At 73.2% G+C, this 12,505-nt stretch carries 12 protein-coding genes; all 12 read left to right on the forward strand.

Annotated elements, in window-relative coordinates:
• Nucleotides 1-56: 56 nt before the first annotated feature.
• On the forward strand, nucleotides 57-320 hold the full coding sequence (locus ACN27J_RS02815; protein WP_282227667.1) for a phosphoribosyl-ATP diphosphatase: 264 nt from the start codon (nucleotides 57-59) through the stop codon (nucleotides 318-320).
• A 48-nt stretch (nucleotides 321-368) separates the two neighbouring features.
• The gene (hisG, locus tag ACN27J_RS02820) at nucleotides 369-1,217 is read left to right on the forward strand and encodes an ATP phosphoribosyltransferase (protein WP_421363219.1); all 849 of its coding nucleotides are present in this window, start codon (nucleotides 369-371) and stop codon (nucleotides 1,215-1,217) included.
• A 38-nt stretch (nucleotides 1,218-1,255) separates the two neighbouring features.
• Nucleotides 1,256-2,164, forward strand: a complete 909-nt coding sequence (locus tag ACN27J_RS02825) for a DMT family transporter (RefSeq protein WP_421372084.1) — start codon at nucleotides 1,256-1,258, stop codon at nucleotides 2,162-2,164.
• A 66-nt stretch (nucleotides 2,165-2,230) separates the two neighbouring features.
• A complete protein-coding gene (locus ACN27J_RS02830) occupies nucleotides 2,231-3,691 on the forward strand; it encodes a benzaldehyde dehydrogenase (protein WP_421363222.1) in 1,461 nt (486 codons plus the stop codon).
• A gap of 145 nt (nucleotides 3,692-3,836) precedes the next feature.
• On the forward strand, nucleotides 3,837-7,031 hold the full coding sequence (locus ACN27J_RS02835; protein ID WP_421363225.1) for an Ig-like domain-containing protein: 3,195 nt from the start codon (nucleotides 3,837-3,839) through the stop codon (nucleotides 7,029-7,031).
• 54 nt (nucleotides 7,032-7,085) lie between these two features.
• Nucleotides 7,086-8,138, forward strand: coding sequence for a DMT family transporter (locus ACN27J_RS02840; protein ID WP_421363228.1), 1,053 nt, complete (start codon nucleotides 7,086-7,088; stop codon nucleotides 8,136-8,138).
• 53 nt (nucleotides 8,139-8,191) lie between these two features.
• Complete coding sequence (locus ACN27J_RS02845) at nucleotides 8,192-8,605, forward strand: PH domain-containing protein (protein WP_421372085.1); 414 nt, start codon at nucleotides 8,192-8,194, stop codon at nucleotides 8,603-8,605.
• Nucleotides 8,606-8,998: 393 nt separating this feature from the next.
• A complete protein-coding gene (infC, locus tag ACN27J_RS02850) occupies nucleotides 8,999-9,619 on the forward strand; it encodes a translation initiation factor IF-3 (protein WP_123601270.1) in 621 nt (206 codons plus the stop codon).
• Between the two features lie 19 nt (nucleotides 9,620-9,638).
• Nucleotides 9,639-9,833, forward strand: a complete 195-nt coding sequence (gene rpmI / locus ACN27J_RS02855) for a 50S ribosomal protein L35 (RefSeq protein WP_123601271.1) — start codon at nucleotides 9,639-9,641, stop codon at nucleotides 9,831-9,833.
• A gap of 31 nt (nucleotides 9,834-9,864) precedes the next feature.
• Complete coding sequence (gene rplT / locus ACN27J_RS02860; protein ID WP_123601272.1) at nucleotides 9,865-10,257, forward strand: 50S ribosomal protein L20; 393 nt, start codon at nucleotides 9,865-9,867, stop codon at nucleotides 10,255-10,257.
• Nucleotides 10,258-10,304: 47 nt separating this feature from the next.
• Nucleotides 10,305-11,201, forward strand: a complete 897-nt coding sequence (locus tag ACN27J_RS02865) for a TrmH family RNA methyltransferase (RefSeq protein ID WP_421363232.1) — start codon at nucleotides 10,305-10,307, stop codon at nucleotides 11,199-11,201.
• A gap of 241 nt (nucleotides 11,202-11,442) precedes the next feature.
• Nucleotides 11,443-12,504, forward strand: a complete 1,062-nt coding sequence (gene pheS, locus ACN27J_RS02870) for a phenylalanine--tRNA ligase subunit alpha (RefSeq protein WP_421363235.1) — start codon at nucleotides 11,443-11,445, stop codon at nucleotides 12,502-12,504.
• Nucleotide 12,505: the final 1 nt, after the last annotated feature.

Genomic DNA, 12,505 nt, shown 5'->3' on the forward strand with positions numbered 1-12,505 from the left:
ACCGGTGCGGACCCGGTGCCGACCCGCCCGTCACCGGGCTGCCACAATCGGGCACCGTGAAGACGTTCGAGGAGCTGTTCGCCGAGCTGCAGGCCAAGGCGGCGGCCGGGACCCCCGGCTCGTCGACGGTCGCCGCGCTGGAGCGCGGGGTGCACGCCATCGGCAAGAAGGTCGTCGAAGAGGCCGCCGAGGCGTGGATGGCCGCCGAGCACGAGAGCCCGGACCGGGCCGCCGAGGAGATCTCCCAGCTGCTCTACCAGGCGCAGGTGCTGATGCTGGCCACCGGACTGGAACTCAAGGACGTCTACCGACATCTCTGACCCGCCCTTGCGACCGTGAACCGTCGATCGATCAGGAGCGAGACCGAGATGCTGCGCATCGCCGTACCCAACAAAGGCACCCTTTCCGGACCGGCCGCCGACATGCTGCGCGAGGCCGGCTACCGCCAGCGCACCGACCCCAAGGACCTCGTCTGCCGCGACGAGGCCAACGACGTCGAGTTCTTCTACCTGCGGCCCCGCGACATCGCCACCTACGTCGGCACCGGTGAACTGGAGCTCGGCATCACCGGCCGGGACCTGCTGATCGACTCGGCCAGCCCGGCCGAGGAACTGCTCGACCTCGACTTCGGCGGGGCGACGTTCCGGTTCGCGGCCCGACCCGAGACCCTGACCCGGGTGCCCGAGGAGATCGCCGGGCGGCGCATCGCCACCGCGTACCCCGGGGTGGTCGAGAGCTACCTCGGCGAACACGGGCTGAAGGCCGAGGTGGTCCGGCTCGACGGCGCGGTGGAGAACGCCATCCGGCTCGGCGTCGCCGACGTCATCGCCGACGTGGTGGAGACCGGTGCGACGCTGCGTCAGGCCGGGCTGGTCACCGTCGGCGAGCCGATCCTGCGCTCCTCGGCGGTGCTGGTGCACCCGGCCGGTACCGCCACCACCGGGCAGGCCGACCAGCTGATCCGCCGGCTGCAGGGCGTCCTGGTCGCCCACCGGTACGTGATGCTCGCCTACGACGTGCGCGCCGACCTGCTGGAGCAGGCGACCGCGCTGACCCCGGGCATCGAGTCGCCGACCATTTCGCCGCTGCACCGCGAAGGCTGGGTGGCGGTGCAGGCGATGGTCCGCCGTGCCGAGGTGCACCGGATCATGGACGAGCTGTACGACCTGGGTGCCCGCGCCATCCTGGTCACCGACATCCACGCCTGCCGCCTCTGACCGCGACCACGCGGCGGGTCCTGCCGCCCTGGCTGGCGCTGGCCGTCGCCGGGATCGGTGGGGTGGCGTCCGCGTCGCAGAGCGCGGTCAACGCCGAACTCGGGGCCCGGATGGGCAGCGCGCCGGTTGGTGCGATCGTCAACAACATCGTCGGCTCGTCGCTGATCGCCCTCGGGCTGGTGCTCTTCCCGGCGATGCGGGCCGGGCTGCGGACCCTGCGGGCCGCCCGGCTGCCCTGGTGGGGCTATCTCGGCGGGATCGGCGGTGGCTTCTTCGTGGTGGCCGCCACCTACGCGGTGCCGGTGCTCGGCGTGGCGGTGTTCACCATCGCCCAGGTCGCCGGCAACAGCCTCGGCGGGCTGACCGTGGACCGGACCGGGCTGGCTCCGGCGGGCCGGCTCGCGGTCAGCGGCCCCCGGATCGCCGGGGCGGTGCTCGGCGTCGTCGCGGTAGCCGTCGCCCAGGTCGGTCGCCCGGTCGGACAGTTGGCGGTCGGGCTGGTCGCCGTCGCCGTCGTCGCCGGACTCGCGGTCGCGGTGCAGTCGGCGCTCAACGGGCGGGTCGCCGCGGCCAGCTCCACCACCGCCGCCACCGTGGTCAACTTCGCGGTGGCCACCCCGTTCGTGCTGGGCACGGCGGCGCTGCTCGGCGCGTTCGGTGCCGCGACGCGCGGCGGCTGGCCGGGGGAGTGGTTCCTCTACCTGGGCGGCCTGTTCGGGGTGCTGGTGATGATCGGCCTGCTGGTCGGGGTCCGGTCGGTGGGTGTGCTGCGCACCGGGCTGGCCGTGCTCGGTGGGCAGCTCGTCGGCGCGCTGCTGATCGACGTGCTCGTCCCCGGTGGCCCGTCGACGGGTGCCGGCCTGCTGGTCGGTGCGGCACTGATCCTGCTCGCCGTCGTCGTGTCCGGTCGCGGCTCAACTCCTCGTACGGGTGACGCCGGTTCCTGAGGTGGATCCGGTGCTGGTGCGGGAAGGTAGGGAGGATTCGGATTCCCGACCGGCCGGAGGTTCCTCATGGCACTACTCGACACGACGATGTGGCACGGCATGATCTTCAGCGACGGCTGGACCGAGGCGGCCGGCGGCACCATGGCCGTCATGTCACCGGCCACCCGGCAGGAGATCGGTCGGGTCGGTCTCGGCAACGCCGACGACGTGACGCGGGCCTGCGTACGGGCCGCGCAGGCGCAGCGCGACTGGGCCGCCACCAGCTATTTGGAGCGGGCCGCCGTGCTGCGCCGGGCCGGTCAACTGTTCGAGCAGTACGCCGACGACATCGGTGGCTGGTTGATCCGCGAGGCCGGCTCGGTGCCGCCGAAGGCCGAGGTGGAGACCACCACCGCCGCCCAGGAGTGCTACGAGGCGGCCACCCTGCCGTCGCACCCGACCGGTGAGATCCTGGCCAGCGGGCAGCCCCGGCTGAGTCTGGCGCGTCGACTGCCGGCCGGGGTGGTCGGCGTCATCGCACCGTTCAACTTCCCGCTGATCCTGTCCATCCGGTCCATCGCGCCGGCCCTGGCGTTGGGCAACGCGGTGGTCTTCAAGCCCGATCCGCGTACGGCGGTCTGCGGCGGGGTGTCGATCGCCCGGGTCTTCCAGGAGGCGGGTCTGCCCGACGGGCTGCTGCACGTGCTGCCCGGCGGGGCGGCCGTCGGCGAGTCGCTGATCGCCGACCCCCGGGTGCGGGTGGTCAGCTTCACCGGCTCCACCGCCGCCGGGCGCAAGGTGGGCGAGGCCGCCGCCCGCCATCTCAAGCGGGCCCATCTGGAGCTGGGCGGCAACTCGGCGTTGATCGTCCTCGACGACGCCGACCTGGACCTCGCGGTCTCGGCCGGCGCCTGGGGGTCGTTCCTGCACCAGGGGCAGATCTGCATGGCCACCGGCCGGCACCTGGTGCACGAGCGGATCGCCGACCGGTACGTCGAGCAGTTGGCGGCCAAGGCCGACCACCTGCCGGTCGGGGATCCGGCGGCCGGGCAGGTGGCGCTCGGCCCGATCATCGACGAACACCAGCGGGACAAGATCCATTCGCTGGTCACGGCCAGCGTCGACGCCGGGGCCCGGTTGGCGGCCGGTGGCACCTACGAGGAGCTGTTCTACCGGCCGACGGTGCTGGCCGACGCGACCCCGAGCACCCCGGCGTTCGCCCAGGAGGTGTTCGGCCCGGTCGCGCCGGTCGCGACCTTCGCCGACCTGGACCAGGCGGTCGCGTTGGCCAATGACACCGAGTACGGCCTGTCGCTGGGCATCCTGAGCCGGGACGTGATGAAGGCGATGGCCCTGGCCGACCGGATCCCCAGCGGAATCGTGCACATCAACGACCAGACCGTCGACGACGAGGCGGTGGCACCGTTCGGCGGGGTGGGTGCCTCCGGCACCGGTGGCCGGTTCGGTGGACCGGCCGCCAACATCGAGGCGTTCACCGAGACCCAGTGGCTCACCATGCAGGGCGACATCAGCCGCTTCCCGTTCTGATCCCGGCTCGCGATTGTCCTGCCCCCGGTCCTGAGCCTGGTTCGCCGGGAGCGGGGGTTGACGCTGCTGGGCGGCGGTGCCACGATCGGGGCCGATGTTTACGTAAACATTGGCCCTGATCGTACGCCGAAGGAGGCCGTCCACCGTGCCAGGACTCAAGCCGGCCCGCCGACCCGGTGCCGCGCTGTGCGCCGTCGCCCTCGCCGCCAGTGTCGCGGCCGTCGGGGATCCCGCCACCGGAGCCGCCCGCGCCGGCGCACCCGACCCGGTCGCCGACGCCCCGGCCACGGTGGTCACCGTCCGACCCGACCCGGCCTACCGGGGGCAGCAGTTCCAGGGCTGGGGGACCAGCCTGGTCTGGTTCGCCAACGCCACCGGCAGCTACCCCGACGAGATCCGCGACCGGCTCGCCGAACTGCTCTTCGGCGACGACGGGCTGAGCCTCAACATCGCCCGGTACAACATCGGTGGCGGCAACGCCCCGGACGTGCCCGACTACCTGCGACCCGGCGGTGCCGTACCCGGCTGGTGGCAGGCCCCGGCCGGTACCACCCGCGACGACCGCGACTGGTGGGACCCGGACGACCCGACGCACTGGAACTGGGCCGCCGACCCGGCGCAACGCTGGTGGGTCGACCGGATCAAAGCCGATGTCACCCACTGGGAGACGTTCAGCAACTCGCCACCGTGGTTCCAGACGGTCAGCGGCTACGTCTCCGGCGGCTTCGACGCCACCGCCGACCAGATCCGCCCGGACACCGTCGACGACTTCGCCACCTATCTGGTGCGGGTCACCGAACACCTGGAGCGGTCCCACGGCATCGACGTCGCCACCATCGACCCGCTCAACGAACCGAACACGCCGTACTGGTCGACCCGGCTCGGCCCGGACGGCCAGCCGGTCGGTGGTCGCCAGGAAGGCGCCCACGCCGGTCCGGCCAGTCAGCAGCAGGTGATCGACGCGGTGGACGCCGCGTTGCGGGCCGCCGGCAGCGACACCGTGATCTCGGCGATGGACGAGACCAACCCAGGCACCTTCCTGACCAACTGGAACGCCTACGGCGCCGACGTGCGCGACCGGATCGCGCAGCTCAACGTGCACACCTACGGCACCGGGCAGCGCACCGCCGTGCGCGACGTCGCCAAGGCCGAAGGCAAACCGCTGTGGATGAGCGAGGTGGAGGGCTCCTACGGCAGCGGCGGGCAGGATTTCACCAGCATGCTGCCCGGTCTGGGCATCGCCCAGCACGTCGTCGACGATCTGCGGGAGCTGGAGCCGTCGGCCTGGGTGCTGTGGCAGCCGGTTGAGGACTACGACAACATGGCGCCCGGCGGCGAGTTCCCGCTCGGCTCCAACTGGGGCAGCATCCAGGTGCCGTTCGACTGCACCGCCGCCGACACCCTGCAGACCTGCCCGATCCACACCAACACCAAGTTCGACACGCTGCGCAACTTCACCCACCACATCCGCCCCGGCGACCGGCTGATGGCCGTCGACGACCCGAACAGCGTCGCCGCCATCGCCACCGGCAAACGGGCCACCGTGGTGCACGTCAACGCGAGCACCGACGCCCGTACCGTGGCACTGGACCTGTCGGCGTTCCGCGTCGTCGCGCCCGACGCCACCGTCACCCCGGTCGTCACCAGCGCCGCCGGCGCGCTGCGCACCGGCACCCCGGTGGCCGTCACCGACCGCACCGCCCGGCTCGACGTGCCGGCCCGGTCGGTGACCACCTTCCTGATCGACGGCGTCTCCGGCGTGCTGCTCGACGAGTCCCTGATCCGCGACGACCACGTCTACCGGATCGACGGTGTACCCAGCGGCCGGTCGCTCACCCCGGCCGGCGACGCGCCGGTCATCCGCACCGGCACGCCGCACGATCCCGCCCAACTGTGGCAGCTCACCCGGTTGACCGACGGCTTCGACAACCAGGCCCGGTACGCGGTCGGCACCGTCGACGGGCAGCGCCGCCTCGCCGTCGTCGACGGCGCCGCCGCGATCGTGCCGGCCGACGGCGTACCCGCCCCGGCCGCCCAGTGGATGCTGTCCACCACCGGCGACGGGACGTACACCTTCGTCAACGTCGCCACCGGCCGGCTGCTCGACGTCAGCGGGCAGGCCACCCACGACGGGGCTGCGGTCTCCGTCTGGCTGCCGAACTCCGGCGCCAACCAGCGCTGGCGGATCCTCGACGAGAAGGTCGTCGGGCTCGAACCGGTCGACCTGTTCACCACGCCCGGCACCGCGCCGACGCTGCCGGCGAGCGTCGTCGCGCTGCACCGCGACGGCCCCGGCGGCCCGCTCCCGGTTACCTGGCGTGACGTCGCCCCGGTGCGGTGGAAGCAGCCCGGCACCGTCCCCGTCAGCGGTCGGGTCACCGACGCCCAGGGCCGCACCCACCTCGCCCGCGCGAACGTCGTCGTCGACACGCTCGCCGCCACCGAACCGGCCCGGGCGAAGGCGTTCGTCGGTGGCCGGCCGGACCTGCCGGCGACGGTCACCGCGCTGTCCAGCCAGGGCCTCGCCGTCGACCGCCCGGTGCGGTGGGACGCCGCGCCGCCCGGCGCGTTCGACCAGCCCGGGGTGGTCACCGTCACCGGCCGGGCCGACGCCGGCGACGGTGCCGAGCTGCCCGCGACGGTCCGAGTCCAGGTCACCCCGCCGGTCGAGGCGCCGACCGCGGTCAGCGGCATCGACGCCACCTTCACCGAGCCGGGCTACTCGACCGTGGGCCTGACCAACGGCGACCGCACCGACAAGGCCTGGTCCAACTGGCGGCCGGGGGCCAAGAACCCCACCGACACGCTCACCGTGGCCCTGCCCCGGGAACACTCCGTCGCCTGGGTGGCCGTGCACTTCTACCGCGACGGCGCGGACAGCTACGCCAGCGGTCTGCGGGCCCAGGTCCGCGACGACCACGGCGACTGGGTCGACGCCGGCGGGCCGGTGGACGTACCCGTCGGCACCCCCACCGCGCCGGTGGTCGAGGTGCCGGTCACGGCCGTCACCGATGCGGTGCGGATCATCCTCACCGCGTACCCGGATCGGCACATCACCCTCAGTGAGATCGAGGTCGCCGTGGCGGTGCCGGGGACGTCCGCGCAGGCGGACGCCGCCGCGATCGCGCTCGACGGGGTGCCGCTGGCCGGCTTCGATCCGGCGACGACGCGGTACGCCGTACCGGCCGGCCCGCGGCTGCCGCACGTCACCGCGACCGCCGTCGACCCGTACGCCGAGATCACGGTGACCCAGGCGGACGCGCAAGGCCGGGCCGCCACCGTGGAGGTCACCGGCGAGGACGGCACCCGGATCCGGACCTACCGGATCGACTTCACGTGACACCCCGAGCGGGCCGTCGCAGGCACTGTCGTGGCCGGCTGTCAGAGTGACCGGGTGACACCACCGGGCCCCACGCCGGCCAGCAATCCGCCCGAGCTGACCCCGCGCCGCCTCGCCGGGGTGCTGCCGCCCTGGCTGGCGCTGGCCGTCGCCGGGCTCGGTGGGGTGGCGTCCGCGTCGCAGAGCTCGGTCAACGCCGAACTCGGTGCCCGGATGGGCAGTGCCGCCATCGGGGCGGTGGTCAACAACATCGGCGGATCGCTGCTGGTCGCTGTCGGGCTGCTGCTCCTGCCGTCGATGCGCGCCGGGTTGCGGACCCTGCGGGCCGCCCGGCTGCCCTGGTGGACCTACCTCGGCGGGGTCGGCGGGGCGTTCTTCGTCACCGCCGCCGCCTACGCGGTGCCGGTGCTCGGGGTGGCGGTGCTGACCATCGCCCAGGTCGCCGGCAACAGCCTCGGCGGTCTGGCGGTGGACCGGGTCGGGCTGGCCCCCGCCGGCCGGCTCGCCGTCACCATGCCCCGGCTGGTCGGGGCGCTGCTCGGCATCGGCGCGGTGGTGGTGGCCCAGGCCGGCCGGCCGGTCGGGCAGCTCGCGGTCGGGGTGATCGCGCTGGCGGTGGCCGGCGGGCTGGCGGTGTCGGTCCAGTCGGCGCTCAACGGCCGGGTCTCGGCGGCCAGCACCACCGCGATGGGCACGGTGGCGAACTTCGTGGTCAGTACGCCGTTGGTGCTGGTCGCGGCCGGCCTGCTCGGTGGCTACCGGGCGGCGGCCGGCCGGGTGTGGCCGGGCGAGTGGTACCTCTACCTCGGCGGGCTGTTCGGTGTCTGCATCGTGGTGGCGCTGCTGGTCGGGGTCCGGTCGGTCGGGGTGCTGCGGACCGGGCTCGGGGTGGTCGCCGGTCAGCTCGTCGGGGCGCTGCTGATCGACGTCCTGGTCCCCGGCGGTCCCGGCGTCAGCCCGGGTCTCATCGCCGGCGCCGCGCTGATCATCGTCGCGGTGCTGGTGTCCGGCCGGGGTGCCCGCCGGTCCCGGCCGGTCGGCCGCGACGGTGCGGTGGCAGACTTGACCGGGTGGCAGACGAGCCGACCTATCCGACCGCCGAGCTGACCGCCGAGCTGACCGGGCCGCCGCTGGTGGTGCGTGCCCGCCGGCTGCGGGTGATGTGCTGGTCGCTGGCCGCCGCGTTGCTGCTGGTCTTCACTGCGGTCAGCTTCGGCCTGCGCGGGTCCACCGGCGCGAATCTGGGCAGCTTCCAGCGTGGTGACCAGGCCGCCATGGTAGGTCTCGGCCTGGTGGGGGCCGCCGTGATCCTGTTGTTCACCCGGCCCCGGGTCGAAGCCGACGCCGACGGGGTACGGGTGCGCAACGTGCTGCGCACCTACCAGCTGCCGTGGTCGCTGGTCACGGCGGTCCGCTTCGACCGGGACGCCGCCTGGGCCAGCCTGGAGCTGGCCGACGACGAGCTGGTGCCGATGCTCGCGCTGCAGTCCGTCGACCGGGAACACGCCGTCGAGGCGGTCCGGGAGTTGCGCCGGCTGCACGCGGCGGGTCGCGCGGCGACCGCCGCCGGTTGATCGTGACCGCCGTCGGCTGACACCGTGGGTTGACACCCGGCCGGGCGTACGGCTATGGCCGGAGCCTGGTAGTCTTGTCGCGTCGACCACGCTGCCCTCGACCGGCGGCGCCGGCGCGAGCCGGCAGCCGGGCGGAGGCAGTCGCGAAAGCGGAGCGCCTGCTCCCACCCGTACCGCGGACCACCATCCAGCGGGCGGGTCCGGTCTCCCGACGGCGGTCCGTCCGCCACCGGGCCGACGCCGTCGACGGCGTCACCGACCGGTCGAGCAGGCCCTGGCATGTGCCAGGGCCTTCTGCTTTCCCGGGGCGTCCCCAACCGGGGGCCGGCCCGGGGTGCGACGGCACCACGGAGATTACCGACTCGAGGAGGCCCCATCAGCGTCGAACCACGCGTGAACGAGCAGATCCGGGCACGTGAGGTCCGACTGGTCGGCCCTGAGGGTGAGCAGGTGGGCATCGTCCCGCTGGAGCGCGCCCTGCAGCTGGCCGCGGACGTCGACCTGGACCTGGTTGAGGTTGCGCCGATGGCGCGTCCGCCGGTGTGCAAGCTCATGGACTTCGGCAAGTTCAAGTACGAGAGCGCACTCAAGGCGCGCGAAGCGCGGCGTAACCAGCAGCAGACCGTCATCAAGGAAATGAAGCTCCGACCCAAGATCGACCCGCACGACTACGAGACCAAGAAGGGTCACGTGGTGCGGTTCCTCAAGGCCGGAGACAAGGTCAAGGTCACGATCATGTTCCGGGGCCGGGAACAGAGCCGGCCGGAGCTGGGCTACCGGCTGCTGCGCCGGCTCGAATCGGAGATCTCCGACCTGGGGTACGTCGAGGCCGCACCGAAGCAGGACGGCCGGAACATGATCATGGTGTTGGCCCCGCACCGGGCCACCAAGGCCGCTGCGGCCGCCGCGACGGCGGCCCGGGGCGGCGGAGCCTCCCGGGACCGGGAATCCGGTGCCGTCGAGGCACCACCACCGGCCGCCACGGCCGGACCCGCCGGGAACACCGGCGAGTGACAGGGGAGAGACGCGACACATGCCAAAGATGAAGAGCCACACCGGTATGGGCAAGCGGGTCAAGGTGACCGGCCGTGGCAAGATCCTGGCCGAGCAGGCGGGTAAGCGCCACCTGCTGGAGGGCAAGCCCTCCACCCGGACCCGCCGGCTCACCGGCACCGTCGAGGTGTCCCCGGCCGACGTCAAGCGCATCAAGAAGCTGCTCGGCCGCTGACGCGCGCCACTGACCCGAAGGAGTAGGTGAAATGGCACGCGTCAAGCGGTCCGTCAACGCCCAGAAGAAGCGCCGTACCCTGCTGGAGGACGCCAGCGGCTACCGGGGCCAGCGGTCCCGGCTGTACCGCAAGGCCAAGGAGCAGGTGCTGCACTCGATGCAGTACGCCTACCGGGACCGTCGCGACCGCAAGGGCGACTTCCGGCAGCTGTGGATCACCCGGATCAACGCGGCGGCCCGAGCCAACGGGATGACCTACAACCGCCTCATCCAGGGCCTCAAGCTGGCCGGCGTCGAGGTCGACCGCAAGGTCCTCGCGGACCTGGCGGTCAACGACGCCACCGCGTTCGCCGCCCTGGTGGAGGTGGCCCGCACGGCGGTCGCCGCCGAAGGCACCGGCGGCGCGGCGGCCCAGGCCGCCTGAACCGGCGCGACCCTGACCCGCACGTGGCACGAATCGAGGCGTCCGGCATGACCGCACCACGGCCAGCCGGGCGCCTCGACCGTGTCCCGGCCACCACCATCACCGGCGGCGGGGCCGACCACCGGCAGCCGGCGTTCACCACCCGTACCCCCCGGATCGTGGCCGCCCGGCGGCTGCACCGGCGCCGCGACCGCGACGCGACGCGGCGTTTCCTCGCCGAAGGCCCGCAGGCCGTCCGGGAGGCGCTCGCCGTGCCCGGCCTGGTCCGCGAACTGTTCACCACCGCCGCCGGGCGTACCCGGCACACCGACCTGACCGTCGCGGCGGCCAGCGCCGGCGTTGACGTCTCCACCGTCGACGACGCGGCGCTCACCGCGTTGGCCGAGACCGTCAACCCGCAGGGCGTCGTCGCCGTCTGCGACCACCTCGACGTCACCCTCGACGGCGCGCTGCACCGCCGGCCCGCGCTGGCCGCCGTGCTGGTCGAGATCCGCGACCCCGGCAACGCAGGCACCGTGCTGCGCACCGCCGACGCCGCCGGTGCCGGCACCGTCGTCTTCGCTGGCGCCGCCGTCGACCCGTACAACGGAAAGTGCGTCCGGGCCAGCGCCGGCAGCCTGTTCCACGTCGACGTGGTCCGCCACGACGACCCGGCACACGTCGTCGACGAACTGCGCGCCGCCGGCCTGCGGGTGCTCGCCACCACCGGCCACGGCGACACCGACCTCGACGACCTCGCCGACTCGGGCGCGCTGGCCGCGCCGACCGCCTGGCTGTTCGGCACCGAGGCGCACGGCCTGCCGGCCGAGCTGGCCGACCGGGCCGACGCCCGGGTCCGGGTGCCGCTGCACGGCCGCGCCGAGAGCCTGAACCTGGCTGCCGCCGCAGCCGTCTGCCTGTACACTTCGGCCAGAGCACAGCGCCCAGGAAGGCCCACGCGATGAGCGTCCGCAGCTACCCGGCGCGCGTCGACGCCCAGCCGACGCGCCGCGACCGGCGGCCCGGCTGCGGTGTGCCACCTCATCGGCTGTTTACCCGGCCCGCCGGTTCCGGCGGGCGGCAGGGTTGACCGACCCTTCCTGCCTGCGCACCCCACCGGCGGGCTGCGGCAGCGCCGCGCGTCCGTAGACTCTTGCCGGTCATCGGCCCCGGTGACCGCACGCCGCGAGGGAGTGCCCGCACGCCATGACCTACCGCAACGACCCATACGATCCGAAACAGGTCGCACTGCTCGACCCGGCCGCGCTCACCGGCGCGGTCGCTGACGCCGAGAAGGCGTTCGCCGCCGCCGCCGACCTGGACGCGTTGACCGCGCTGCGACCCCAGCACCTCGGCGACCGCGCCCCGATCTCGCTGGCCCGCCGGGAAATCGGCGCGCTGCCGCCGGCCGCCAAGTCCGACGCCGGCAAGCGGGTCAACGAGGCGCGTACCGCCGTGCAGACCGCGTACGACGCCCGGCGCGGCGAACTCGAAGCCGAACGGGCTCGGCGGGTGCTCGCCGAGGAACGCGTCGACGTCACCCTGCCGTACGACCGCCGCCCGCGCGGCGCCCGGCACCCGTTGACCACCCTGATGGAACGCATCGGTGACCTGTTCGTCGGGATGGGCTACGAGATCGCGGAAGGCCCCGAGGCCGAGCTGGAGTGGACCAACTTCGACGCGCTCAACATCAGCCCCGACCATCCGGCACGTGGGCTGATGGACACCTTCCACCTCGACCTGCCCGGCCTGGTGCTGCGCACCCACACCTCACCGGTGCAGGCCCGCACCATGCTGACCCGCACCCCGCCGATCTACGTGGTCTGCCCGGGACGGGTCTACCGCACCGACGAACTCGACGCCACCCACACCCCGGTGTTCCACCAGGTCGAAGGGCTCGTCGTCGACCGGGGCATCACCATGGCGCACCTCAAGGGCACCCTCGACCACTTCGCCCAGGCGATGTTCGGCGCCGACGCGCGGACCCGCTGGCGGCCGCACTACTTCCCGTTCACCGAGCCGTCGGCCGAGTTCGACGTCTGGTTCCCGCAACACCGCGACGGCCCACGCTGGGTCGAATGGGGCGGCTGCGGCATGGTGAACCCGCGAGTGCTGCGCGCCTGCGGCATCGACCCGGAGGTCTACTCCGGATTCGCGTTCGGGATGGGCATCGAACGCACCCTGATGTTCCGCCACGGCATCAGCGACATGCGCGACATGGTGGAAGGCGACGTGCGGTTCACCCGCGCGTTCGGGATGGAGGCCTGAG

It is taken from the genome of Solwaraspora sp. WMMB762 (assembly GCF_049179115.1).
GTDB lineage: Bacteria > Actinomycetota > Actinomycetes > Mycobacteriales > Micromonosporaceae > Micromonospora_E.